Genomic DNA, 24,402 nt, shown 5'->3' with positions numbered 1-24,402 from the left:
TTAACGAATTCGTACAATAACATTTCTGGTAACTGGAAACCATATTCTCATTGAGGTTTGACCTGCGCTCCGTCCAGCAATCGGGCGGTCGCCGAGTACACGTCGAGGTCACCGTCGGCCACCGCGGCGGCCAGTTCGGCCAGACCGGGATGGGCCTGCAGCGCACTCTGGGCCAACGACAGGATCTGCAGCCGCGCCCGGATGGCCCGGCGTTCGGCGGAGTCGGTCCGGTGATGGGCATCGATGGCCCCGACCAGATCGTCGATCCCGGTGCCCTGGGCAGCGATGAGTTTGAGGATCGGCAGCCCGGTCTCGATGTGCAGATCCCTGGCGGTCTGGTCCGCACCCTCGCGGTCGGCCTTGTTGACCACGATGATGTCGGCGATCTCCAGCAGACCGGCCTTGGCGGCCTGGATCGCATCGCCGGCACCGGGATTGAGGATGGCCACCGTGGGATCCGCCACTGCGGCGATCTCGATCTCCGACTGGCCCACGCCCACCGTTTCCAGCACGACGACGTCGTACCGCAGGGCGGCGAGCAGCCGGATCGCGGCCGGCACCGCGGCGGCCAGCCCGCCCAGGTGCCCGCGGGTGGCCACCGACCGGATCAGTACGTCGGGGTCGTTGATGTGTGCGGCCATCCGGATCCGGTCCCCCAGCAGGGCTCCCCCGCTGTACGGCGAGGACGGGTCCACGGCCAGTACCGCCACCCGCAGGCCGGCGGACCGGTACGCCGCCACCAGCACCGCGACCGTGGTCGATTTTCCGGCCCCAGGCGGACCGGTGATACCGACGGTACGCACGGCCCCCGCCGGCAGTGCGGCGAGGACCTCGTCGCGGCGGTCGCTCTCGACCAGGCTCAACAGCCTGCCGACGGCCCGGACCGAGCCGCCGCGGGCGGCTTTCAGGAGTTCATCGATGTCCATCGGTTCAGACCCTAGGGCCGCCCGGGCAATTCGCGTACCGGGCGACGATCACGGCCTCTGGCATCGGAACTGCCCCTCTCAGACGGGTATGAGAATGCTATTCTCCCCTGCAGAGAGTCTTAGTTGCAAGGAGGCAGTAAATGGACATCGCCGGTAGCTCCGCACTGGTCGTCGGTGGCGCGGGAGGACTGGGCGAAGCGACCGTCCGCCGACTGCACGCGGCCGGGGCCAAGGTCGTCATCGCCGACCTCGCCGACGAGAAGGGGCCCAAGCTCGCCGACGAACTCGGCGTGCGCTACGTCCGCACCGACGCCACTTCCGAGGAGTCCGTCAACGCCGCCATCGCCGAAGCCGAAGCCCTTGCCCCGCTGCGCATCTCGGTGGACACCCACGGTGGCCCCGCCGCCGGCGGCCGACTGATCGGCAAGGACGGATCACCGCTGGCCCTGGACGGCTTCGAGACGACCATCAAGTTCTACCTGACCGCGGTGTTCAACGTGCTGCGCCTGGCCGCCGCGGCGATCGCCCGCACCGAACCGCTGGCCGACGGCGCCCGCGGCGTCATCGTCAACACCGCCTCCATCGCCGGATACGAGGGCCAGATCGGCCAGTTGCCCTACGCCGCCGCCAAAGGAGGTGTGCTCGGGATGACCCTGGTCGCCGCTCGTGACCTGTCCCCGTTGGGCATTCGGGTCAACACCATCGCACCCGGCACCATCAACACCCCGGCCTACGGCAAGGCCGCCGATCAACTGGAGCAGTACTGGTCGCCGCAGATTCCGTTCCCCAAGCGGATGGGGCGCTCGACCGAGTACGCCCAGTTGGCCCAGAGCATCATCGAGAACGACTACCTCAACGGCGAGATCATCCGCCTCGACGGAGCGCTGCGGTTCCCGCCGAAGTGACTCGGACACTCGAGGGCAAGACGGCGTTCGTCGCCGGCGCCAGCCGCGGTATCGGGGCGACCATCGCCCACGCGCTGGCGGCCGCCGGCGCCTCCGTCGCGGTCGCGGCCCGCTCCGAACAAGAGGGCAAGCTGCCCGGCACCATCGGTGAGGTGGCGGACTCGATCCGCGCCCAGGGTGGCACCGCGCTCGCCGTCGCGTGTGACGTCACCGACGAATCGTCGGTCGAAAACGGGGTAGCCACAGCGGTTTCGGAGTTCGGCGGCATCGACATCCTGGTCGCCAATGCGGGCGTGCTGTGGCTCGGACCGATCGAGACGACCCCGCTCAAGCGCTGGCAACTGTGCCTGGACGTCAACCTCACCGGGGTGTTCCTGGTGACCAAGGCCGTCATCCCGCACGTCCGGGCACGCGGTGGCGGCTCACTGATTGCCATCACCACCACCGGGGTCGGGATGCCGGGCGCCAATGCCTACTGGGTGTCCAAGGCCGCCGCCGAGCGGCTGTACCTGGGCCTGGCACAGGATCTCAAGCCCGACAACATCGCGGTGAACTGCCTGAGCCCGTCGCGGGTGGTGCTCACCGAGGGCTGGCAAGCCGGGGGCATGGGCGTCGAGATCCCCCCGGAGATGGTGGAACCGCCCGAGGCGATGGGCCGGGCGGCGGTGCTTCTGGCCGGACAGGACGCCGGGGGCGTCACCGGGACCGTGCAGCGCTCCGAGGAACTCACCTTCTAACGCGAGCAGACGCGAATGGCCTCATTTTTCGGGGTTTTCGCGGCCATTGGCGTCTGCTCGCGAGTGGAAGGTGTCCGCGGCTCGCGCGAACTCGTCGCGCAACAGTCGGCGCAGCACCTTGCCCGATGGCAACCGCGGGATCGCGTCGACGACGATCACCCGGCGGGGCCGCTTGTACGACGAAAGCCGCTCGCCCACCAGGGCGATCAGCTCCTGCTCGGCCACCGGCTCGGCGACCGTCACCGCAGCGATGACCGCTTCACCGTCGGCGCCGTCGGGAACCCCGAACACCGCGCAGTCGGTGACCGCCGGGTGTCCGTGCAGCACCGCCTCCACCTCGGCCGGGGCCACCTGGAACCCGCGAACCTTGATCATCTCCTTGAGCCGGTCGGTGATCCGCAACCAGCCCTCGTCGTCCAGGTGGCCGATATCGCCGGTGCGGTACCAGCCCTCCTCGAATGCCGCGGGGGTGTTCTCCTCGGGCAGGTAGCCGACCATCGCCGACTCCGATCGCACCTGGATCTCCCCGTCGGCAGCGATGCGCACCTGCACCCCGGGCACCGGTTTGCCCACCGTGTCCAGCCGTGCGTCACCGATCGGGCAGCACGCGATCACCGGAAGCTCGCTGGCGCCATAAGCCGAAACCCACTGCACCCCAACCCGCTCGGTGACGGCGTCGGCCACGCTCGGGGTGACCGGCGTGGCACACCACATGATGTAGCGCAGCGAGGACAGGTCGTAGCGCTCCAACTCCGGATGCGCGGCGATCGCCAACGCGATGGGGGCGACCGCCATCTCGATGGTGATCCGGTCGTGCTGGATGTGGGTCAGCATCCGGTCGATGTCGAACCGGGGGTGCAGCCGCATCCACGCCCCGGTGTCCAGGATGGTGGCGATGTTGAGCAGCCCCAGGATGTGTGACGGCGGCGTCATGATCTGCATTCGGTCCTCGGCGGTAAGCCCCAGCGCGGTGCGCCAGTGCCGCACCGCCGCGGCGAACCCGGCGTGGGTGTGCCGGACGGCCTTGGGCATCCCGGTGGTGCCGGAGCTGAAGACGAACAACGCATCGGCCTCCGGCGGCGCCGGAGGCCAGGCGCCGTCTGCCGGCGTGATCGGCTCGTCGAGGTGCAGCGTCGGGAGCAGTTCGGCGAGCAGAGGTGCGTCGCCGACCCCCAGGACCGGGTTCGTCAGCGCCAGCGCATGCGCGACCTCGGCCCGCTTCCACGCCGAGCTGACCAGCACGACCGCGGCCCCGACCCGCCAGATGGCGCGCAGGGCGATGACGAATTCGGGCCGGTTCGACGACATCAATACGACCCGGTCGCCGACGGTCACCCCGCGAGCCGCCAGGGTGGCGGCCATCCCGCTGGTCAGGGCGTCGAGCTCGGCCAGGGTGTATTCGCGATCCTCGAACGCGAGGACCGGGCGATCTTGTGCCATCATCAGCCCCCTACCCTATCCCCAACGGAGAATGATATTCTCTTTTTGCCAGAATACGATGCCCGGGAGATGTGATGACGGCCGAACCAGTGCCCGCCGACGAAGTGACCATCGTGCTCGACGGCGCCAGCACCACGACGCTGCCGGTCGCCGGCGACACGCTACTGGAGACGGCACGCCGCGCCGGACTGACCCCGCCGTTCGCCTGCGAAGCGGGCAACTGCGGCACCTGTATCGCGAAGCTCACCGAGGGCAGTGCCACCATGCGGGTCAACGACGCACTCGATGACGACGAGGTCGAAGAGGGCTACGTGCTGACCTGTCAGGCAATCCCGGACCCGGGCCCGCTGACGGTCAACTACGACGATTAACTACGAGGCCGATCAACCGGCGGTCGGCTGGTTCTCGAAGACCGGCGCCGGGCGGTACTGCGGCCGATAACCCTCGACCTTGATGGGACTGGCCACCAGCCGGAAGTCGCCGGCGGTCACCACCATCTCCGGGGTGTCCTCCAGCGCCTCGGGTAGGGAACGCACCGCGGCCGCCGGGATCCCCAACGGTTTCAGGCGAGCCTCCCAGTTCACCGCACTGTCACCGGCCAGCGCCGCGAACACCAACGCCAGGAGTTCCTCCCGGCGCGCGGCCCGCTCGGCCATCGTCTCGAACCCGGTGATGCCGGCTTCCCCGGCGAAGGACCGCCAGAAGCCATCGTGCGTGATGAACAGCGCCAGGTGGCCGTCGGCGGTCGGGAAGAGTTGCGCCGGCACGTAATACGAGTGCGCCCCGTACGGGTAGCGGCGCGGTTCGGCCCCGTCGTTGAGATACGCGGCCGCACGGTAGTTCAACTGCGAGAGCATGACGTCGCGCAGGCTCACGTCCACCTGGCCACCGTGGCCCGAGACGATCTTGGCGAGCAACCCCAGTGCCGCGGTCAGACCGGTGGAGTTGTCGGCGGCCGAGTAGCCGGGCAAGGTGGGCGGGGCATCCGGGTCACCGGTCATCGCCGCCACGCCGGTTGCCGCCTGGATCACGTAGTCGAAAGCCGGGTCGTCCCCGCCGTGCAGCCCGTACCCGGTCAGCGCCACGCAGACGATCTTCTCGTTGTACCGGCGCAGATTCTCGTACGTCAGGCCCAACTTCTTGATCGCCGACGGCTTCATGTTGACCAGCAACGCATGCGAATCTGCCACCAGCGCACCGAGTTCGGCACGGCCCGCCTCCGAAGCCAGGTCCAGGCAGACACTGCGCTTGTTGCGGTTGAGGCTCGCGAAGTAGCTATCGCTGACCTGCCGGGAGATCTCACCGCCGGGCGGCTCGACCTTGATCACCTCGGCGCCCAGATCGGCCAGCAGCATGGTGGCATACGGCCCGGCCAGCATCACGCCGACCTCGATGACCCGGATACCCGCCAGCGGCCCCGGGGTCACGACACCTGCTTGGCGAGTTCCGCGATCACCTCACGGGTCCGGTACTTCGACGCGATCAGCTCGTCGCGGTTGTCCCCGATCGGCAGCAACCGGACCGACAGATCGGTGACGCCGGCATCGGCGAAGGCCTTGAACCGCTTCAGGATCGACTCCTCGTCACCGGCGGCGCACAGATCGCCGACGGTGCGTGCGTCACCGCGGTCGAGCAGGCGCTGATAGTTCGGGGAGGTCTCGGCCTCGGCCAGGATCCGGTTGGCCCGGTCCTTGGCCTCCTCGATCTCGGAGTTGGCGCACAGCGTCACCGGGATGCCGGCCACTATGCGCGGCGCCGGCTTGCCGGCATCGGCGGCGGCCTTGTTGATCTTCGGCGCGATGTGTTCTCCGATGGCCTTCTCGTCGGCCATCCACAGCGAGGTGCCGTCGGCGTGCTCACCGGCGATCTGCAGCATCACCGGGCCCAGCGCGGCGACCAGCACCGGCATCGGCGTCTCGGCGGCGAGCGCGGTCGGGTTGTGCACGGTGAAGGTGTCGTTCTCCACATCCACCGGGCCCGGGCCGGCGATCGCCGCGTTGAGCACCTGCAGATAGTCGCGGGTGTAGGCGGCCGGCTTGTCATAGGGCAGGCCCAGCATGTCGCGGATGATCCAGTGGTGCGACGGTCCCACACCGAGAGCCAACCGGCCGCTCGAGACGGCGTGCACCGAAAGTGCTTGGCGGGCCAGCGCGATCGGGTGCTGAGCCTGCAGCGGCACCACGGCGGTGCCGAGTTCGATCCGGGTGCTGTGCGAGGCCATCAGCGCGACCATCGTCAGCAGGTCGAAATCGTCGGGTACCTGCGGCATCCACGCGGTGGCCAGCCCGGCCGAGTCCGCCCACTCGATGTCGGAGATCAGCTTCTTGACCTTGCGGGACATATCGCCGCGTTCGGCCCCGATCATCACGCCCAGTCTCATTGCTGGTCCACCTTTTCCGTCAGTGCGCGCACCTCGGTGACCAGGGTGTCCAGCGCCGTCCCGGTCGGGAACACCGCCGCCGCACCGGCGTCCAGCAGCTTCTGCACATCGGACTCGGGGATGGTGCCGCCGACCACCACCGCGATGTCACCGGCGTCGGCGGCCCGCAGGGCGTCCACCGTCCGCTGGGTCATCGCGACGTGTGCACCGGACAGGATCGAAAGACCCACCAGGGCAACGTCTTCCTGCAGCGCGATGGACACGATGTCCTCGATGCGCTGACGGATACCGGTGTAGATGACCTCGAAGCCGGCGTCACGCAGGGTGCGCGCGACGATCTTGGCGCCCCGGTCGTGGCCGTCCAGGCCGGGTTTGGCGACGAGTACTCGTGTGGCCATGTGCGAGAAACACTCCCCTTCTAGAAGACGACCGGCTGCTGGAACTCGCCCCAGACGGCCTTGAGCGCGGACACCATCTCGCCCACCGTGCAGTACGCGTTGGCGCAGTCGATCAGCTTGTGCATCAGGTTGTCGTCACCTTCGGCGGCCCGGGACAACGCGGCCAGCGCCTCTTTCACTGCGACGTCGTCGCGCTCGGCCTTGACGTTCGCCAGCCGCGCGAGCTGCTTGTCGCGCCCCTCGGCATCGAGTTCGTAGGTGGCCAGATCGGGTGCCGGTTCGTCGACGACGAACTTGTTCACCCCGACGACGGGGCGCTCCCCGGACTCCACCTCCTGATGGATCTTGTACGCCTCGTCGGCGATCAAACCTTGCAGGTAGCCGTCCTCGATACAGCGCACCATGCCGCCGTGCTCCTCGAGATCGCGCATGATCTCGACGATCTTCTCCTCGGTGGCGTCGGTGAGCGCCTCGACGAAGTAGGAACCACCCAGCGGGTCGGCCACTTTGGTCACGCCGGTCTCATAGGCCAGGATCTGCTGGGTCCGCAGGGCCAGGGTCGCGGACTCCTCGCTGGGCAGCGCGAACGGCTCGTCCCAGGCTGCGGTGAACATCGACTGCACCCCGCCGAGCACCGAGGCCAGCGCCTCGTAGGCGACCCGGACCAGGTTGTTCTGCGCCTGCGGTGCGTACAGCGACGCTCCGCCCGACACACACCCGAACCGGAACATCGCGGCCTTGTCCGAGGTGGCGCCGTAGCGTTCCCGCACGATGGTGGCCCAGCGCCGGCGTCCCGCGCGGTACTTGGCGATCTCCTCGAAGAAGTCACCGTGGGTGTAGAAGAAGAACGAGATCTGCGGGGCGAACTTGTCGATCGTCATCCGGCCGCGCTCGACCACGGTGTCGCAGTAGGTGACCCCATCGGCCAGCGTGAACGCCATCTCCTGGACCGCGTTGGCACCGGCGTCGCGGAAGTGCGCACCGGCCACCGAGATCGCGTTGAACCGCGGCACCTCGGCGGCACAGAACTCGATGGTGTCGGCGATCAGCCGCAGGGACGGTTCGGGCGGCCAGATCCAGGTGCCGCGCGACGCGTACTCCTTGAGGATGTCGTTCTGGATGGTGCCGGTGAGCTTCTCCCGCGGTACACCCTTCTTCTCCGCGGCGGCCACGTAGAACGCGAGCAGGATGGCCGCGGTGCCGTTGATGGTGAAGCTGGTGCTGATCTTGTCCAGCGGGATGCCGTCGAACAGGATCTCGGCGTCGGCGAGCGTATCGACGGCGACGCCGACGCGACCGACCTCCTCGCCGTACTCGGGATCATCGGAGTCATAGCCGCACTGGGTCGGCAGGTCCAGGGCCACGCTCAGCCCGGTCCCGCCCTGGTCCAGCAGGTACCGGTAGCGCTGATTGGACTCCTCGGCCGTGCCGAACCCGGAGTATTGCCGGAAGGTCCAGGTCTTGCCCCGATAGCCGGACGCGAAGTTGCCGCGGGTGAACGGATAGTCACCGGGCGCGGGCGGGTCGCCCGCGCGGTCGGCGGGACCGTACACGGGAGCCAGCGGGATGCCAGAGGGAGTCGTTACCCGGGGGTCGCTTTGGTCGTTCATCACTGGATAACGTACTTGCAAAAAATGAGAATGCCAATACCGCACGCGGGAAACATGCACCCAGATGAGCTAAGGCAGGCCTCAAAATGGCTAGCGACCATCCCTCGCCGAACCCCCGCTGGCGCGTCGTCGCTGGACATGAGCGAGTATGACACTTGCTGAAAATGAGAATGCCAATACCATCAGGGGAAGCAAGACCCCTTCCGCCCGAGGAGTCAGTATGTCCAGCGCGCAACGGCCGCTCGCCGATCGAACCCTGGTGGTGTCCGGCGGCAGCCGCGGCATCGGCCTGGCCATCGCCCTAGGCGCCGCCCGTCAGGGGGCCAACGTGGTGCTGTTGGCCAAGACCGCCGAACCACACCCCAAGCTGCCCGGCACCGTGCACACCGCGGTGGCCGAGGTCGAGGCCGTCGGCGCCAAGGCGGTGGCCGTGGTCGGCGACGTCCGCAAGGAGGAGGACGTGCAGCGGGCCGTCGACGTCGCGGTGCAGACCTTCGGCGGGATCGACATCGTCATCAACAACGCCAGTGCGATCGCCACCGAACCCACCGAGCAACTCGCCGCCAAGAAGTTCGACCTGATGATGGACATCAACGTGCGCGGCACCTTCCTGCTCACCAAGGCTGCACTGCCGCACCTGAGGCAGTCCCCCGGTGCACACGTCATCACCCTGGCGCCGCCGCTGAACCTGAACCCCTACTGGCTGGGCGCGCACCCGACCTACACGGTGTCCAAGTACGGCATGACGCTGTTGTCGCTCGGCTGGGCCGAGGAGTACCAGGATTCCGGCATCGGCTTCAGCTGCCTGTGGCCACAGACCTACATCGCGACCTCGGCGGTGACGAACCTGGCCGACGGCGACAGCCTGGCCTCCTCGTCGCGCAGTCCGGAGATCATGGCCGACGCCGCGGTGCAGATCCTCACCGGGCCGGCCAAGGAAGCCAACGGGCAGACCTACATCGACGCCGACGTGCTGGCGGCGGCCGGAATCACCGACCTGTCCCGCTATGGCGGTGGCGAGGATCCCATCTGGGATATCTTCGTCGACAAGGAGTGATCGACAGATATGAGTATCTCGCTGCTGCTGGAAATGGCATCCTCGACCGATCCGGACCGGACCGCGATCGTCGCGGGTGACTTGCGCCTGACCACCGGAGAACTCAGCGAACTCGCCGACGGTGGTGCCGGCCTAGTGGCTGCCTCCGGCGCCGCGCATGTCGCCTACGTCGGCGCCGGCGGTGCGATGCTGCCGCTGCTGTTGTTCGCCTCGGCACGCGCCGGGGTGCCGGTGACCCCGCTGAACTACCGGCTCTCGGCCGACGGTCTGCGCGCCCTGATCGCCCGGCTGCCGGACCCGATCGTAGTCGTCGACGATGAGTACCGCGAGGCCGTCGGTGACGGATTCCGGGTGATCGGCTCGGCGGAGTTCCTGGCGCAGGCACGCAACGCCGAGCCCGCGGCCGAGTTCCCGGATCCCGACTCGGTCGGCGTGGTGCTGTTCACCTCGGGCACCACATCGGCGCCGAAAGCCGTTGAGCTGACCCACAACAACCTGACCAGCTACATCACCGGCACCGTCGAGTTCGCATCCGCCGAACCGGGCGACGCGGCGCTGATCTGTGTGCCGCCGTACCACATCGCCGGCGTGTCGGCCGCACTGTCGAATCTGTACGCGGGCCGAAAGATGGTTTACCTCACCCAGTTCGACGCCCGTGAATGGGTGCGGTTGGTCGAGACCGAGAACGTCACCTCGGCCACAGTGGTGCCGACCATGCTGGACCGCATCGTCACCGTGCTGGATGAGCAGGGGGCGACCCTGCCCACGCTGCGCACGCTGGCCTATGGCGGCTCCAAAGTGGCGCTGCCGCTGGTGCGCAAGGCCCTCGAGCTATTGCCCGGTGTCGGATTCGTCAATGCGTACGGCCTCACCGAGACCAGTTCGACGATCGCCGTGCTCACCCCCGACGATCACCGGGTCGCCCTCGGCTCCGATGATGCCTCGGTGGCCAAACGGCTGGGGTCGGTGGGCCAACCGGTGCCCAGCATCGAGGTGCAGATCCGGGGCGAGGACGGAACCGTGCTCGGCGCAGGCGAAACCGGCGAGTTGTTCGTCCGCGGCGAGCAGGTCTCCGGCCGCTACACCGGCATCGGATCGGTGCTCGACGACGAGGGCTGGTTCCCCACCAAGGACGTGGCGACCCTGGACGAGCACGGCTACCTGTACATCGGCGGCCGCTCCGACGACACCATCATCCGAGGCGGGGAGAACATCGCACCCGCCGAGATCGAGGACGTGCTCGTCGAACATCCGCACGTCCGTGACTGCGCCGTGGTCGGCCCCGAGGACCCCGAATGGGGCCAGATCATCGTCGCCGTCGTGGTCCCGGCCGCGGGTACCGACCCGCAACCGGAGGACCTGCGTGATTTCGTGCGGGCGCAATTGCGCGGATCCCGCACCCCGGACCGGGTCGTCTTCCGAGACGAGCTGCCCACCAACGCGACCGGCAAGGTGCTGCGCCGCGATCTCGTCAGCGAATTGAGTTCAGCCGCAAAGGAGCCCGCATGATCAAGAACGGCACCCGCCTGCAGAGTCAGGTCTGCGACACCCAGGTCATCGTGGTGCGCGCCTCCGAGGGCCTCGATGACCTACGTGCCGGTGGCGCACCGCTGATTCCGGTCGGCGAGGCGGTCACCGAGGGTCTGACGCTGGATCCCGCACTGTCCGACGGCAACCTGATGGGTAAGCGCTACGTCGACGACGCCGGCGCCGAGATCCTGGTGACCAAGGCGGGCAAGGGCACGCTGAGCATCGGGAGCACCCCGCTGGCGATCAAGGAGGCCAAGCCGCTTCCGGCCAGCGACTGAGTTCCATAAGGCGAAATGGCTGCTCCCGCCGTGCGGGAGCAGCCATTTCGTCACTGCACTTGTGAACTCAGAAGGTGGGCACGAACGTCCCGTTGATCCAGACGCCCCAGTGATTCCAGCCGGAATCCCAGACCTGCGGGTTGCCCTGGGCCCAGATCGGATCGGCCGGCTTCGGCGGCGCCCAGGCCGGCGCGGTGCCCACCGAAGGACCTGCCGGCGGCAGCGCCGGCGCGGGAACCGGTTCCGCACTTGCCATACCGGCCATCGCGAACGGGCCGATGAAAAGGCCACCCGCGACAGCGGCCCCGACGATCATCTTTTTCACATTCATTACGCGATCCTCTTTCTGAGCACCTACGAAAGCGGCTGCCCCGTTGCAGCCTGAACTGCCGATGTGTACCGCCGCCTCGGCCCGCGTAAACCTGGTCGTGCTGTGATCTGCCTCATCGCGTCGACAGCCAGGTCAGCACGTCCGTCGCTCGTGCGGCTTGGCGCCGCGCGCGGCCCGCACCACATCGTCGGTGAAGCGTTCCAGCAGCAGCGATTGCGTGGCGGCCAGGTGTTTGCGCGCGATGCGTTCCGCCGCGGCGGCGTCACCTGCCGCGATCTCCTCGACCAGCCTGCGGTGGGTGCGCACCGCGGACCGGGCCTCCGCCGGAGACGGATACTCACCGCGGCCGACGACATAGTCGGCCCACTTCTCCTCCTGCGCCGACCACAGCGCCACCAGGCTGCCGACCACATGGCGCACGGTCGCATTCGGGGTGTACTCGACGACCAGATCATGGAATTCGCGGGCGATGCGCGTGAACGCCGCACCATCGGCCACCGCCTCTTCGGATGCGTCGACATTGCCGGTGAGCACCGGCACCACCACCTTGAGCCGGTCGGCGCGCCGGGCCACCTCCGCGACACACAGGGGTTCGAGCAGTTGCAGACCCGCCGCCAGATCGCCCAGCGGCACCGCCGCTCCCTGTAGCGCCAGGCCGAGGTGATAGGCCGCCGACGACTCGTCGGGGCGATGCACCTCGGCCCCACCGACACTGCCCCGACGCACCGTCACCAGCCCCTCGGTCTCCAGGATGCGCAGCGCCTCGCGGACCGACGGATAGCTGACGCCGAACTCGGTGACCAGCTGATCCTGGGTGGGCAGCCGGTCCGCGCCGGCCAGGATCCGGTCACGCAGTTCGCCGGCGACGGTCTCGGCGATGCGGTGCTGCGGGGTACGGCGGGCCGCGCTCATTCTCGAAATACTAGCAATCCTTGTAAGGATTGACCTACGATCGGCGGCGTGGACTTCGACATGGGCCCCGATGCCGCCGCCCTGCGTACCCAACTGCGCACCCTGGTGAAATCGCATGTGCCCGACGATTACCTGGGCGCCTTCACCCATGACCCGGCCGACCTGGAGGTGGCGCAGGCCTTCTGCCGGTTGCTCGCCGAACGCGGACTGCTGTGCATGTCCTGGCCGGAGGAGTTCGGCGGGCAAGCCTCCTCCCCCTGGGAGCAGACGGTGGTGCGCGAGGAGATGTGGGCCCACCACGAACCCCGAGGTGCGCAGTACATGGGCGTCAACTGGGTGGGGCCGATCATCATGCGGCACGGCACCGAGGAACAACAGCGCACCCACCTACCCCCCATCGCCCGCGGCGAAGTGATCTGGTGCCAAGGCTTTTCCGAACCGGAGGCCGGATCCGACCTCGCCTCGCTGCGCACCTCGGCGGTCCGCGACGGTGACGGTTGGCTGATCAACGGCCAGAAGATCTGGACGTCGTACGCGACGATGGCGCAGTGGTGCTTCCTGCTGGCACGCACCTCCAAAATTGGCGAGGATCCGGCTCGCAAAAAACAACACGGCCTGACCATCTTCCTGGTCCCCATGTCGGATCCGGCGATCACCGTGCGCCCGATCCAGACCATGATGGGCCCGCACCATCTCAACGAGGTGTTCTTCGACGATCTTCGGGTGACCGACGCGGATGTGCTGGGCACCGTCGACGACGGCTGGACCGTGGTGCAGAGCGTGCTGGCCTTCGAGCGGGTCGGCATCGCCCGCTACGCCCGCTGCGAACGCCTGCTGCAACTCGCCCCGAAAGCGCTCGGCGAGCACTGGTCCGAGCTGCCCGACGAACTGCGCGGTCGGTGGGCCCGGATGTTGACGCATTGCCGCCGGGCCCGACTGATGGCCTACCGACTGGTGGCCCTGCAGGCCGAAGGGCAGGTGCGCCCCACCGATTCGGCCGCCTACCGTATCGCGGTCACCAAGCTCGACCAGGACAGCGCGGAGGTGCTGATGGAGATCATCGCCGCACTGCCGGAAGGCAAGTCGGAGGTGTTCCAGGCCGAGGTCGAGGACCACTGGCGGTACTCGCAGCCCTCGACGGTGTCCTCCGGCAGCATCGAGATGCAACGCATCCTGCTGGCCCGCACCCTGCTCGCGGCGTCGTGAACATCGACCTGAGCCCGGAGGCCCGGGAATTCGGCGAACAGGCACTACGCGCATTCGAGTCGGCCGGTGGTGACGCGCTACTGCAGCGCGCCGAAGCCGACCCGTCGCAACGGGAGTCGCTGGTGGCACCGGTGCTCGCCGGTCTGGGCGCCTGGGATCTGGACCCGCGCACCGATTCCGACTCAGCCGAGGCGGCCGCCGCCCTGTGCCGCAGCGCCGGCTACTGGGGCCTGCCCTACCCGCTGGCCGAACGCCTTTCCCGGGCAAGTGACCTCGATGCCGACGGACTCATCGTGGTCGCCGGCCCGGCACCGGCCGCCACCCTCGCCGGCATCGACGGGCACTGGGCCACAGTCACATTGGACGGACACCGAGCCCGGGTGACGGGCACCTCCGGCGACCGGACCGCCTTCGTCACCTCGCTGCAGTTGGCCGCCCTCGACGAGGCGGGCGCCCAGGACGTCGCCCTGGCCCTGGTGCTGCCCTGCTGGACGTTGCTCGGCATGCTGGACCGCGCCCTGGAACTCACCATCGCGCACGTCAAGCTGCGCCAGCAGTTCGGCCAACCGCTGTCCGGATTCCAGGGTGTGCAATTCCAGCTCACCGACGCCGAGGTCGAACGCAGCGGCCTGGAGATGCTGGCCCGCTACGCGCTGTCCACCGTCACCGGACCCGACGCGCTCGCCGATGCACTGGCCCTGCGACTGGCCGCACTGGAAGCCGCCGAGGTGGTCTTCCGGGTCACCCACCAGTTGCACGGTGCGGTCGGGTTCTGCGACGAGACGGTGCTGTCCTGGCTGTCGCGGTACAGCCAGCCGCTGCGCCGGCTGCCGCTGGGCCTGTCCGCGACGCGGGCTCACCTGACCGACCTGCTGGGCACCCGCGGCCTGACCGGACTCTACAGCGACGCGACATGACCGAGGATCTCGAACAGTTCCGGCATCGGGTCCGGCAATGGTGCGCCGACCATGTGCCCGCCGACTGGCGCGCCGCGCAGACCGGCGTCGGCGACGAAGAGTACGTCCGCTTCCAGAAGGCCTGGTTCGCCGAACTGCACGCGGCCGGGTTCGCGGTGCCGCACTGGCCCGCCGAGTGGGGCGGCGGCATGTCGGTGGCCGAACAGATCGTGCTGTACTCCGAACTCGCCGCCGCCGATGCGCCGCGGCTGGTGCTGGCCTTCGTCGGCATCCACCATGCCGCGTCGACCCTGCTGGCCGCCGGCACCGACGAACAACGGCGACGGCATCTGCCCGCGATCCTGGACGGCGAGATCTGGGTGCAGGGGTTCTCCGAACCCGAGGCCGGGTCCGACCTTGCCGCGCTGCGCACCACCGCCCGCCGCGACGGCGACGAGTTCGTGGTCAATGGCCAGAAGGTCTGGGCCAGTGGCGGTCTGCACGCCGACTGGTGCCTATTGCTGGCCCGCACCGACCCGGGCGCCAAGAAACGCCACGGCATCTCCTATCTCCTGATGGACATGACCAGCCCGGGCATCGAGGTGCGCCCGATCCGGCAGGCCACCGGCGAATCCCATTTCTGCGAGGTGTTCCTCAACGACGTCCGGGTCCCCGTGGCCAATCTGGTCGGCCCGGAGAACAAGGGCTGGCAGGTCGCCCAGGAGACGCTGGGCGCCGAACGCGGAATGACCATGCTCGAGCTGGCCGAACGGCTCGGCAACGCGGGTTTCCGCTGGCTGGTCGACGAATGCGCGCGCGCCGGCGTGCTCGACGATGCGCTGGTCGCAGATCGGCTGGCGCAGTTCGAGATCGAGATCACCGGGCTGCGCGGACTGTGCCGCGACCTGGTGGAAGGCAGGACCGACTCCCCCGCCGATGCATCGGTGGTGAAACTGTTCTACAGCGAACTGCTGCAACGGCTGACCGACTTCGGCGCCGAGATCAGCGGCCTGGCCGGGCATACGGTGCTGGCCAAGCCGATCTCCAGCGGGTGGGAGTCCGGCGCCTGGGTGCTCGACTTCATCGGCTCCTGGGAGTGGACCATCCCGGGCGGCGCCAGCGAGATCCAGCGCACCATCATCGGTGAGCGCGGTCTGGGCCTGCCCCGCGAGCCGGCGGGAACATAATGACAAGCGAATTCGCGGAGTTACACCAGGATCTGCGCTCGGTGGCACGGGACCTGCTGGCCACCGGCAACCCGGACTGGTCGGTGCTCGCCCAGGCCGGCTGGCCCGGTCTGGAGATCGCCGAGTCCTTCGGCGGCGCGCACGTGTCGTTCGCCGAAACAGCCGTCGTGGCAGAGGAACTCGGCCGCGCCGCAGCCCGCAGCAGCCACCTCGGCGTGAGTCTCGGGATCGGTGCGCTGCTGGCCGTGCCCGCCGGGGAGCGTCGCGATGCCGCCCTGTCGGCGGCCGCCGCGGGTACCGATCTGCCCGTCGCCGTGGTGCACACCGAGACCGTCGGCGCCGACCCGGTATTCAGCGTGGGCCCCGACGGCAACCTGACCGGCTCGGCCGACTTCGTACCCGACGCCGCCGAGGCGACCCGGCTGCTGGTGCTCGCCACCGACACCACCGGCGCACCGGTGCTGGCCGATGTGAACCCGGCCGGCCCCGGCCTGACCGTCACGGCCCGGCCGACCCTCGATGACACCCGCCGCCTGGCCACCGTCAGCGCCGCCGGAGCACGCCCCGACCAGATCTGGGCATACCCCGCGGCCCGGTGGCTGCCGGCCCGCGGGTCGGTGAGCATCGCGCTCGACAGTCTCGGCCTGGCCGAGGCGATGCTCGCCGCCACCGTCGACTATGTCGGGATCCGTCATCAGTTCGGCCGCCCCATCGGGTCGTTTCAGGCCGTCAAACACGCATGTGCCGACATGCTGGTCCGGATCCGGGTGGCACGCCAACTCGTGGACGCCGCTGTCGACGCGGTGGCAGCGGGCCCGGAGTCCCAACAGGACCCGTCGGTGGCGGCCTCGATGGCCAAGGCGTACGCAACCGACACCGCGGTCGCCGTGGTCGGTAAGGCCATGCAATTGCACGGCGGCATCGGGTACACCTGGGAGAGCGGTGTACACGTCTACCTCAAACGGGCCACCCTGAACCGGTCCCTGTTCGGGTCACCGACCGCGCACCGACGCGTCCTGGCGGCACGCTTCCGATAATGCTGCTCGGCACCGCTGGCATGTGCCATGGTGACGCTATGCCTCGATGGTCGGCGGTGGGGTCGGCGTTTCTCACAGCGGCAACGTTGACGTCGTGCTCGGTGCCGACCGACAAGAGCGTCAGCAGGGAACGGCTTCAGGACCAGATCACCGAGGAGGTCACCGAACAGTCCGGTGCGGGCCCGGTTTCGGTGAACTGCCCGGACGGTCTGGCCGCCGTGGTCGGCGCGACCCTGGACTGCACGCTGACCGACCAGCGGGAGCAGCGCCGGGTCAGCGTCACGGTGGGCAGCACCGAGGGTGACCAGGTGGATCTGTTCATCGTGCAGAACATCGGCAAGGACACCGTCGCCCGACAGATCACCGAGGAGATCACCCGACGGATCGGTCGAGCCCCGGGCTCGGTGACCTGTCCGGCCGACCTCAAGGGAGATGTGGGCGCCACCTTGCGGTGTGTGCTCAACGACGGCGGCCAGACCTACGGGGTGACCGTGACGACCGTCGACCGTGGCGACCTGGCCTTCGACTTCACCGTCGACGAGCACCCGCAATAGTGTTCGTGGCTGCGGCCACGGCGCGGCATCTTGTTAGCCTGTCGGCATGTACCGACGGGCCGGACGCCTCGCCGGCTGGCTCAGCCTCGCGCTCACCGCAACACTGATCCTGGCCGGATGCGGTACCACCGTGCTCGACGGCCGTGCGGTGTCGATGCTGTTCGATCCGTCCCGCGCCGGTGGCCTGCCGGCCGGCGACGGGCCCAGCGGTCCGCGACCGGATGCCCCGCCGCCGTCCCGCAGTGCGGAGCACAGCGACAACGGCCCGGTGGACCGTTTGGCCATGACGGCCATCGACGATCTGGAGCAGTTCTGGTCCGAGCACTGGAACGGCGCCCTCACCGGCACGTTCACTCCGGTAACCGGCGTGGTCTCGTATGACGCCGCCGACCCGGCAGCACCGCGGGTGTGCGGTAACGATCTCTACGGCCTGTCCAACGCCTTCTACTGCTACGACGGCGACGTGATGGCCTGGGACCGCGGACAGTTCATCCCGGGCGCCGCCCAGTATTTCGGCGAGATGGGCGTCGTCGGCGTGATGGCACACGAGTTCGGCCATGCGGTTCAGGCCAAAGCGCACCTGGTCGAGAAGGCCACCCCGGTGTTGGTCAAGGAGCAGCAGGCGGACTGCTTCGCCGGGGTGTACCTGCACTGGGTCGCGGCGGGCAAGTCCCCACGCTTCGTGCTGAGCACCGGGGACGGACTCAATCACGTGCTGGCCGGCGCCATCTACATCCGCGATCCGCTGATGACTCAGGAGGAAGCCATCCTGACCGGAGACGCGCACGGATCAGCGTTGGACCGGATCAGCGCCTTCCAGATCGGATTCAGCGGTAACGCCGACCAGTGCGCGGCCATCGACATGGACGACATCGTGGAGCGTCAGGGCGACCTGCCGCAATTCCTGGCCTACGACGCCCACGGAACGCCGGCCCTCGGCGACAGCACCATCGACGCTGAGCTGCTCGCGGACCTGATGACCACACTGGGCGGTGTCTACACGCCCCAGAATCCTCCCGCGCTGAGCCTCGAGCTCGCCAACTGCCCTGATGCGGAAACCATCTCGCCCGCCTCGTACTGCCCGGCGACGAACACCATCAACGTCAATCTGCCCGCCCTGCAGGAACTGGGCACCCCGAAGTCCGAGGAACAGGGCGTGCTGCTGCAAGGTGACAACACCGCGCTGTCGGTGGTCACGTCGCGTTACGCCCTTGCCGTGCAACGGGAACGCGGTCTCCCGCTGGAGTCCCCGGTGACGGCGCTGCGCACCGCCTGCCTGACCGGTGTCGCGCAGGGCCGGATGGCCGAGCCCGGCAGTCCGCTTGCGCTGTCGGCAGGCGACACCGATGAGGCGATCTCCGGGCTGCTGACCAACGGTCTGGCGGCGAGCGACGTCAACGGCGTGACCGCGACCGCCGGCTTCACCAGGATTCTGGCGTACCGGGCCGGGTTGTCCGGCGACCCGGAGCAGTGCTACCAACGGTTCGCGTCATGACCCGGCCACCGGATCCACAGCAGCCGTGGTGGGCCCGCCCCGGCGGCGCGCCGCCGCCCGGCGCGGGACCGCAGCCCGGCCCGCCGCCGCGGCAGCCCTATCCTGCTGCGCCGCAACCACATCGTGCACCGCACCCTGGATATCCGCCGCCCACGCAGCGCCCGGTTCCGCCGCCGCAGCCGCCGCTGCCGCCACGTCCGCCGCAACCGCAGCGCCCGGCGCCGGTGATCGACCCGAACCGCTACCAACTGCCGCCGGGCACGCCCGCACCGCACCGGGCACCGCCGAAACGAACCGACGGCCGGCGGTGGCTCATCGGCGGCGCCATTGCTATCGCCGTCATTGATGCCGGAATTGCGGTGTGGCAGTTCGCTTTCCGCGATTCCACCGTCATCCGCGTCGAGCAGGCCGAGGAGGGGGTCCGGCAGATCCTGTCCGACCCGATCAACGGGTACGGCGCCAACAGCATCAGCGCGCTGCGCTGCAACGGCGGCAAGGATCCGTCCGCGGCCAAGGGCGACAGCTTCACCTGTGCGGTGGAGATCGACGGAGCCATCCGTCAGGTCTATGTCGAGTTCCAGGATGACAAGGGCACCTTCGCCGTCGACGGCCCCCGGTAGCGGAACAGGCTTACCTCCGCCCCGTGGTGGGTACGAAGACGCCATGGCTGAGGATTCATGGACGGTGCAGATCGGCGTGGTGGACGATCCGACCACCGACGGGGTGCCGCCGGTTCCGACCGACGTCTACTCCGGTGACGAGGACGGTGCGCGAGCCGAGTACGCCGAAAGGTCCGCCGAGGCGTCGGAAGCGGACTATCGCTACGTGATGTTGCGCCACCTGGGTGACGTGGTGGAGTCCTGGGGGACGCCGCCGGCCGCGGGTTAGCGGCCGTTCAGCCACACTGAAGGGTGCGGGCGGTGGGATTCGAACCCACACGCTCTCTCGAGCACCGGCACCTAAAGCCGGCATGTCTGCCGTTCCATCACGCCCGCAAGCGCGCCTCAGACTACCGTCTCACCGCGCGCATTTGGTTGTCGGTGGGAGCAACTAGCGTCGACCGCAATCAGCGGGAGGCCCGATGCGCTCGGTCGAGGAGTTCGAAACCGTACGGCAGCTCATCGAGAGTGGGCTGAACGACTGTGAAATCGCACGGCGAACGGACATCCCCCGGCGCACCGTGTGCCAGTGGCGGCACAACCCCAGCGCGATCACACCCCGCGACAGCTGCAGCAAGCACGACTACAGCCTGCTGCCGTCGGACGCGTACAGCTATCTGCTTGGCATGTATCTCGGCGACGGCTACATCAGCCGCGCGCGCTCTGCGTGGCGGCTCCGGGTCACGCTCGACAAGAAATACCCGGGGATCATCGCGAGCTGCTGTGCCGCCATCGACAAGATCATGCTCGGCCAGAGCGCGACAGTGTTCCCTCGCAAGACTGGCTGCGTGGACGTGTCCCTTTTCTCCAAACACTGGCCGTGTCTCTTCCCGCAACACGGGCCCGGCCCCAAGCATCTCCGCCCCATCGTCCTGGAACCGTGGCAGCAGGCCCACGTCGACGCCGCCACCGAGGACTTCGTCCGCGGCCTCATCCACAGTGACGGCTGCCGCGTGGTCGCCAACGATCGCGGGGTCGCCAGCGTCCGCTATCACTTCACCAACCACTCCACCGATATCCGCAACCTGTTCTGCGCGGGCCTGGACACGCTCGGCATCCCATGGACCCAGAACAGTCGCTACATGATCGCGGTATATCGAAAAGCGGCGACCGCTCGCCTCGATGAGTTCATCGGCCCAAAGGCCTGATCGAGGCAGACGGTAAAGTTGACCCATGTCCACTACACGCCGTAGGAGACCAGCGCTGTTCGCGCTGGCCGCCGTCGCCGCCGGCGGCTGCCTGCTGCTGGCGTGGTGGCAGTGGACCCGCTACGAGTCGACCGCGGGCACCTTCCTGAACCTCGGCTACGCCCTGCAGTGGCCGATGTTCGCCGCGTTCTGCGTGTACGCGTACTTCAAGTTCGTCCGCCTCGAAGAAGCGCCGCCCGAATACGAGCAGAACGAGGCCGGCAAGCTGACCGCGATCCCCGACGGCCTGCTCCCCGACCGCCCGAAGGCCGCGGCCCCGGCCGGCGGCGACGACGACGACCCGACGCTGCGCGAGTACAACGCCTACCTCGCCGGCTTGGCCCAATCCGACCCCGATAAGAACCCAGACGACAGGACCACCCGATGAGCACGCCCGAGACGCCGACCGGAGCCGAGAGCCAGCAGACCGATGCACCGCTGGTGCCGCTGGCATCCATTCAGAAGGCGCTGGCCAGCTACCGGGTGCTGGCCTGGGCGACCGGCCTGTGGCTGATCGCACTCTGCTACGAGATGGTGCGTAAGTACGGCTTCGGCGACGATTCGCTGAGCTGGATCGCCGTCGTGCACGGCTGGGTCTACTTCGCCTACCTGATCGCCACCGCGAACCTCGCGGTGAAGGTCCGCTGGCCACTGGGGCGCGCGATCGGCACCCTGATCTCCGGAACGGTTCCGGTGCTGGGACTCATCGTCGAACACTTCCAGACCCAGGACGTCAAGAAGCGCTTCGGTCTGTGACCTACTGCGTCTCGTTCGGCTGACGGACCGCCGGGATCAGCAGCGTCAGCACGGCCGAGACCGCGGCGACCGCCGCCGCCACGATGAGCGCCACCCGGAACCCGTCCAGGGTCGGTACCTCGTGCCCACCGGCCGTCATCGTCATCGCCGCCAGGATCGCGCCGAGCACCGCGCTGGAGATCGAGGTCCCCAGGGAGCGCGCCAACGCGTTGAGACCGTTGGCGGCCGCGGTCTCCGACAGCGGGACCGCGGCGTTGATCAGTGCGGGCATGGACGCGTAGGCGAAGCCCACCCCGATGCTGATGAGCACGTTCAGCGCGAGGACCTGCGGGCCACTGCCGAGCAGCCACAGCCCCGACAGATACGAGCCGGCGATGATGACGCAGCCGACGAAGAGCGTGAAGCGCGGGCCGCGGGCACCCGACACCCGCGCCGCGATGGGCGCCATCACCATCATCGCCAGACCGCCGGGCGCCATCCACAGGCCCGCCTCGAGCATGGACATGCCCAGGCCGTAGCCGGTGTCGGTGGGCAACTCCAGCACCTGGGGCGCGATCAGGGTCAGTGCGAACATCGCGAACCCCACCCCGATCGAGGCGATGTTGGTGAGCAGGACCGGCGGGCGCACGGTGGTGCGTAGGTCCACCACCGGGGAGTCGAACCGCAGCTGCCAGAACACGAAGACCGCGAACACCACCACCGATGCCCCGAACATCGCCACCGTCGTGGCCGAGGTCCAGCCCCAGTCCCGGCCCTTGGTGATGCCGAGGAGCAGCGTGATCAGCCCGGCGGCGAGCAGCAACGCCCCCAACGGGTCGAGCCGGTCGGTTGAGCTGGCCGGGACCGCGGGCACCAGCGCCACGAACAGCACCAGCAGCACGACGCCGAGTCCGGCGGCGAACCAGAACAGCGCGTGCCAACTGAACTGCTGGGCGATCGCGGCGGACAGCGGCAACCCCAGCGCGCCACCCACGCCGAGTGAGGAACTCATCAACCCCATCGCGCTGCCGACCCGCTCCGGCGGCACCGAGGCCCGCAGCACGCTGATGCCCAGCGGGATGATGGGGATGCCCACACCTTGCAGGCCGCGACCGATGACGAACGGGATGAGGCTGCTGCTCAGCGCCGCCACCAGCGATCCGGCGATCAGCACCGAGGCGCAGACGATCAGGATGGGTTTGGGCCCGTACAGGTCACCGAGCCGGCCGAAGACCGGTGTGGCCACGGCGGCGGTCAGCAGCGTGACGGTGATCGCCCAGGACGCATTGGACGGACTGGCATCGAGCAGCTTCGGCAGTTCCGGGATGAGCGGGATCATCAAGGTTTGCATCAGCGAGACGCTGATGCCGGCAGCGCACAGCACGGCGATGAGAACGCCGGGATGGGCCGACATGACCCTCCGCAGGGGCCGCCGCTGCTCGGTTGCAACCACGGCCGCGAGCATTACACGTTAGTTGCGCTATGCAAAATTTCGGACGCTCACCCGGGCCCCGCGCGGAAACGAGTCAGGCAAGGTTGCGCAGCGCGGGCACCAACAACGCCAGCGCCCGGCCGCGGTGTGAGGCCGCGTCCTTCTCCGCCGCCGACAGCTCGGCGGCCGAGCGGGTCGAACCGTCGGGCACGAAGATCGGGTCATAGCCGAACCCGTTCTCGCCTCGCGGTTCGCGGGCGATCAAACCCGTCCACTCCCCGCGGACGACCACACTGTCGGCCGCACCGGGGCCATGGACCAGGGCGCACGCCGAGACGAACGCCGCACCACGCCGCTCGTCGGGGACATCGCGCAACTGGCCCAGCAGCAGTTCCAGGTTCGCCCGGTCATCGCCGTGCGCGCCGGCCCACCGCGCCGAGAGCACCCCGGGCATCCCGTTCAACGCCGCGACGGCCAGCCCCGAATCATCGGCCACCGCGGGCACCCCGGTGGCCGCAAACGCGTCGCGGGCCTTCGCCAGCGCGTTCTCCTCGAAGGTCGCGCCGGTCTCGGGGGCCTCGTCGAACTCGGCCACATCGGACAGCGACAACAGCGTCACCCCGGTCAGACCGGCCGCGTCGAGCACCCGACGCAGTTCGGCCAGTTTCTTCGCGTTGCGCGAGGCAACCAGTAGCTCGGTCAGCTTCCGAACGCCTTCTTCGCCGGACCGCTCGGCGGCTCGGGCAGCACACCCGGGTAGGGCAGCTCCAGGGCCGCCCGCTGGATCGTGAACAGTTCCTCGCACGAGGCCAGTGCCAGGTCGAGCATCTTGTCCAGGGTCGAGCGCGGGAACGTCGCACCCTCGCCGGTGCCCTGGATTTCGACCAGGGTGCCGGTATCGGTGGCGACGACGTTCATGTCGACCTCGGCACGGGAGTCCTCGGTGTAGGGCAGGTCGACGCGGACCCGGCCGTCGACGACGCCGACCGACACCGCCGCGATCGCGCAGGACAGCGGGCGCGGATCGGACAGCCGGCCGGCCGCGGCCAGATAACTGACGGCATCGGAGAGCGCCACGTAGGCGCCGGTGATGGCGGCGGTGCGGGTGCCACCGTCGGCCTGCAGCACGTCGCAGTCGATGGCGATGGTGTTCTCCCCCAGCGCGCCGAGGTCGATGCAGGCCCGCAGGGAACGCCCGACCAGCCGGCTGATCTCCTGTGTGCGGCCGCCGACCTTGCCCTTGACCGATTCCCGACCGGAACGCTCGTGGGTCGCCGCGGGCAACATGGCGTACTCGGCGGTCAGCCAGCCCTGCCCGGAGCCCTTCCGCCAGCGCGGGACGCCCTCGGTCACCGAAGCGGTGCACATGACCCGGGTCTGGCCGAACTCGACCAATACCGAACCGGCGGGATGGGAGGTGAAACCGCGGGTGATGACCACTGGCCTCAGCTCGTCGTCAAGCCGGCCGTCTTCTCGTCTGGACACCCGCCAACCCTAGCGCGGGCTCGGC

The 24,402-nt window shown here is 68.7% G+C and carries 28 protein-coding genes and 1 tRNA gene; 17 read left to right on the top strand and 12 right to left on the bottom strand.

Going from position 1 to position 24,402, the window contains the following annotated elements:
* Positions 1-47 precede the first annotated feature (47 nt).
* Positions 48-926: an ArgK/MeaB family GTPase gene (locus V4U86_RS07605; protein WP_395310654.1), complete on the bottom strand. Its 879-nt coding sequence runs from the start codon at positions 924-926 to the stop codon at positions 48-50.
* A 140-nt stretch (positions 927-1,066) separates the two neighbouring features.
* On the opposite strand from V4U86_RS07605, the gene V4U86_RS07600 reads away from it, so the two are divergent.
* Both V4U86_RS07600 and V4U86_RS07595 read left to right on the top strand, forming a co-directional pair.
* Entirely contained in the window at positions 1,067-1,831 is a 765-nt protein-coding gene (locus V4U86_RS07600) for an SDR family NAD(P)-dependent oxidoreductase (RefSeq protein ID WP_395310653.1), read from the top strand.
* On the top strand, positions 1,828-2,568 hold the full coding sequence (locus V4U86_RS07595; RefSeq protein WP_395310652.1) for an SDR family NAD(P)-dependent oxidoreductase: 741 nt from the start codon (positions 1,828-1,830) through the stop codon (positions 2,566-2,568). The genes V4U86_RS07600 and V4U86_RS07595 overlap by 4 nt, the downstream gene beginning before the upstream one ends.
* A 21-nt stretch (positions 2,569-2,589) precedes the next feature.
* Here the strand turns inward: V4U86_RS07595 and V4U86_RS07590 are convergent, their stop codons facing one another.
* Positions 2,590-4,011 (bottom strand): class I adenylate-forming enzyme family protein, encoded by a 1,422-nt coding sequence (locus V4U86_RS07590; RefSeq protein WP_395310651.1) that lies wholly within the window; start codon positions 4,009-4,011, stop codon positions 2,590-2,592.
* A gap of 71 nt (positions 4,012-4,082) precedes the next feature.
* Between V4U86_RS07590 and V4U86_RS07585 the strand changes: the two genes are divergently transcribed.
* On the top strand, positions 4,083-4,379 hold the full coding sequence (locus V4U86_RS07585; RefSeq protein ID WP_395310650.1) for a 2Fe-2S iron-sulfur cluster-binding protein: 297 nt from the start codon (positions 4,083-4,085) through the stop codon (positions 4,377-4,379).
* Between the two features lie 12 nt (positions 4,380-4,391).
* Here the strand turns inward: V4U86_RS07585 and V4U86_RS07580 are convergent, their stop codons facing one another.
* The 4 genes from V4U86_RS07580 to V4U86_RS07565 are packed head-to-tail and all read right to left on the bottom strand — an operon-like array spanning position 4,392 to position 8,396.
* Positions 4,392-5,435, bottom strand: coding sequence for a CaiB/BaiF CoA transferase family protein (locus V4U86_RS07580; protein ID WP_395310649.1), 1,044 nt, complete (start codon positions 5,433-5,435; stop codon positions 4,392-4,394).
* A complete protein-coding gene (locus V4U86_RS07575; RefSeq protein WP_395310648.1) occupies positions 5,432-6,388 on the bottom strand; it encodes an LLM class F420-dependent oxidoreductase in 957 nt (318 codons plus the stop codon). The genes V4U86_RS07580 and V4U86_RS07575 overlap by 4 nt, the downstream gene beginning before the upstream one ends.
* Positions 6,385-6,786: a cobalamin B12-binding domain-containing protein gene (locus V4U86_RS07570; RefSeq protein WP_395310647.1), complete on the bottom strand. Its 402-nt coding sequence runs from the start codon at positions 6,784-6,786 to the stop codon at positions 6,385-6,387. The genes V4U86_RS07575 and V4U86_RS07570 overlap by 4 nt, the downstream gene beginning before the upstream one ends.
* A 20-nt stretch (positions 6,787-6,806) precedes the next feature.
* Positions 6,807-8,396 carry a methylmalonyl-CoA mutase family protein gene (locus V4U86_RS07565; protein WP_395310646.1) on the bottom strand — a complete coding sequence of 530 codons (1,590 nt, stop codon included), beginning with the start codon at positions 8,394-8,396 and terminating at the stop codon, positions 6,807-6,809.
* A 220-nt stretch (positions 8,397-8,616) separates the two neighbouring features.
* Between V4U86_RS07565 and V4U86_RS07560 the strand changes: the two genes are divergently transcribed.
* From V4U86_RS07560 to V4U86_RS07550, 3 genes are read left to right on the top strand one after another with little or no spacing between them, the layout of a single operon-like run.
* On the top strand, positions 8,617-9,453 hold the full coding sequence (locus tag V4U86_RS07560) for an SDR family oxidoreductase (protein ID WP_395310645.1): 837 nt from the start codon (positions 8,617-8,619) through the stop codon (positions 9,451-9,453).
* Between the two features lie 9 nt (positions 9,454-9,462).
* Positions 9,463-10,962 (top strand): class I adenylate-forming enzyme family protein, encoded by a 1,500-nt coding sequence (locus V4U86_RS07555; RefSeq protein WP_395310644.1) that lies wholly within the window; start codon positions 9,463-9,465, stop codon positions 10,960-10,962.
* The gene (locus V4U86_RS07550; RefSeq protein ID WP_395310643.1) at positions 10,959-11,261 is read left to right on the top strand and encodes a hypothetical protein; all 303 of its coding nucleotides are present in this window, start codon (positions 10,959-10,961) and stop codon (positions 11,259-11,261) included. The genes V4U86_RS07555 and V4U86_RS07550 overlap by 4 nt, the downstream gene beginning before the upstream one ends.
* 67 nt (positions 11,262-11,328) lie before the next feature.
* Here V4U86_RS07550 and V4U86_RS07545 read toward each other — a convergent pair whose 3' ends face one another.
* Complete coding sequence (locus tag V4U86_RS07545) at positions 11,329-11,592, bottom strand: hypothetical protein (RefSeq protein WP_395310642.1); 264 nt, start codon at positions 11,590-11,592, stop codon at positions 11,329-11,331.
* Positions 11,593-11,724: 132 nt separating this feature from the next.
* A complete protein-coding gene (locus V4U86_RS07540; RefSeq protein WP_395310641.1) occupies positions 11,725-12,504 on the bottom strand; it encodes a FadR/GntR family transcriptional regulator in 780 nt (259 codons plus the stop codon).
* 48 nt (positions 12,505-12,552) lie between these two features.
* Here V4U86_RS07540 and V4U86_RS07535 point away from each other — a divergent pair, with 48 nt between their 5' ends.
* The 8 genes from V4U86_RS07535 to V4U86_RS07500 are packed head-to-tail and all read left to right on the top strand — an operon-like array spanning position 12,553 to position 19,767.
* Positions 12,553-13,710, top strand: coding sequence for an acyl-CoA dehydrogenase family protein (locus V4U86_RS07535; protein WP_395310640.1), 1,158 nt, complete (start codon positions 12,553-12,555; stop codon positions 13,708-13,710).
* On the top strand, positions 13,707-14,627 hold the full coding sequence (locus tag V4U86_RS07530) for an acyl-CoA dehydrogenase family protein (protein ID WP_395310639.1): 921 nt from the start codon (positions 13,707-13,709) through the stop codon (positions 14,625-14,627). Before V4U86_RS07535 ends, V4U86_RS07530 begins: the two co-directional genes overlap by 4 nt.
* A complete protein-coding gene (locus tag V4U86_RS07525; RefSeq protein ID WP_395310638.1) occupies positions 14,624-15,793 on the top strand; it encodes an acyl-CoA dehydrogenase family protein in 1,170 nt (389 codons plus the stop codon). Before V4U86_RS07530 ends, V4U86_RS07525 begins: the two co-directional genes overlap by 4 nt.
* The gene (locus V4U86_RS07520; RefSeq protein WP_395310637.1) at positions 15,793-16,830 is read left to right on the top strand and encodes an acyl-CoA dehydrogenase family protein; all 1,038 of its coding nucleotides are present in this window, start codon (positions 15,793-15,795) and stop codon (positions 16,828-16,830) included. The genes V4U86_RS07525 and V4U86_RS07520 overlap by 1 nt, the downstream gene beginning before the upstream one ends.
* 38 nt (positions 16,831-16,868) lie before the next feature.
* Positions 16,869-17,384 (top strand): DUF4333 domain-containing protein, encoded by a 516-nt coding sequence (locus V4U86_RS07515; RefSeq protein WP_395310636.1) that lies wholly within the window; start codon positions 16,869-16,871, stop codon positions 17,382-17,384.
* 46 nt (positions 17,385-17,430) lie between these two features.
* Positions 17,431-18,879, top strand: coding sequence for a neutral zinc metallopeptidase (locus V4U86_RS07510; protein WP_395310635.1), 1,449 nt, complete (start codon positions 17,431-17,433; stop codon positions 18,877-18,879).
* Positions 18,876-19,499, top strand: coding sequence for a DUF4333 domain-containing protein (locus tag V4U86_RS07505; protein ID WP_395310634.1), 624 nt, complete (start codon positions 18,876-18,878; stop codon positions 19,497-19,499). The genes V4U86_RS07510 and V4U86_RS07505 overlap by 4 nt, the downstream gene beginning before the upstream one ends.
* Before the next feature lie 43 nt (positions 19,500-19,542).
* A complete protein-coding gene (locus V4U86_RS07500) occupies positions 19,543-19,767 on the top strand; it encodes a hypothetical protein (RefSeq protein ID WP_395310633.1) in 225 nt (74 codons plus the stop codon).
* 24 nt (positions 19,768-19,791) lie between these two features.
* Here V4U86_RS07500 and V4U86_RS07495 read toward each other — a convergent pair.
* Positions 19,792-19,874 (bottom strand) — tRNA-Leu (locus tag V4U86_RS07495).
* An 86-nt stretch (positions 19,875-19,960) separates the two neighbouring features.
* Here V4U86_RS07495 and V4U86_RS07490 point away from each other — a divergent pair.
* From V4U86_RS07490 to V4U86_RS07480, 3 genes are read left to right on the top strand one after another with little or no spacing between them, the layout of a single operon-like run.
* Positions 19,961-20,686, top strand: a complete 726-nt coding sequence (locus tag V4U86_RS07490; RefSeq protein WP_395310632.1) for a helix-turn-helix domain-containing protein — start codon at positions 19,961-19,963, stop codon at positions 20,684-20,686.
* 25 nt (positions 20,687-20,711) lie between these two features.
* On the top strand, positions 20,712-21,113 hold the full coding sequence (locus V4U86_RS07485) for a hypothetical protein (protein WP_395310631.1): 402 nt from the start codon (positions 20,712-20,714) through the stop codon (positions 21,111-21,113).
* Positions 21,110-21,481, top strand: coding sequence for a DUF3817 domain-containing protein (locus V4U86_RS07480; protein ID WP_395310630.1), 372 nt, complete (start codon positions 21,110-21,112; stop codon positions 21,479-21,481). Before V4U86_RS07485 ends, V4U86_RS07480 begins: the two co-directional genes overlap by 4 nt.
* Position 21,482: 1 nt before the next feature.
* Here V4U86_RS07480 and V4U86_RS07475 read toward each other — a convergent pair whose 3' ends face one another.
* The 3 genes from V4U86_RS07475 to rph all read right to left on the bottom strand — a co-directional run bounded on the left by V4U86_RS07475 (position 21,483) and on the right by rph (position 24,377).
* Complete coding sequence (locus V4U86_RS07475) at positions 21,483-22,874, bottom strand: MFS transporter (RefSeq protein WP_395310629.1); 1,392 nt, start codon at positions 22,872-22,874, stop codon at positions 21,483-21,485.
* A gap of 112 nt (positions 22,875-22,986) precedes the next feature.
* Positions 22,987-23,595, bottom strand: coding sequence for an RdgB/HAM1 family non-canonical purine NTP pyrophosphatase (gene rdgB / locus V4U86_RS07470; RefSeq protein ID WP_395311952.1), 609 nt, complete (start codon positions 23,593-23,595; stop codon positions 22,987-22,989).
* Entirely contained in the window at positions 23,592-24,377 is a 786-nt protein-coding gene (gene rph, locus V4U86_RS07465; RefSeq protein ID WP_395310628.1) for a ribonuclease PH, read from the bottom strand. Before rph ends, rdgB begins: the two co-directional genes overlap by 4 nt.
* Between the last annotated feature and the right edge of the window lie 25 nt (positions 24,378-24,402).

It is taken from the genome of Mycobacterium sp. AMU20-3851, from assembly GCF_043974665.1.
Classification (GTDB): Bacteria; Actinomycetota; Actinomycetes; order Mycobacteriales; family Mycobacteriaceae; genus Mycobacterium.
The sequence above is the reverse complement of the archived record's forward strand: the minus strand, read 5'-3'. Positions and strand labels throughout refer to the sequence as shown.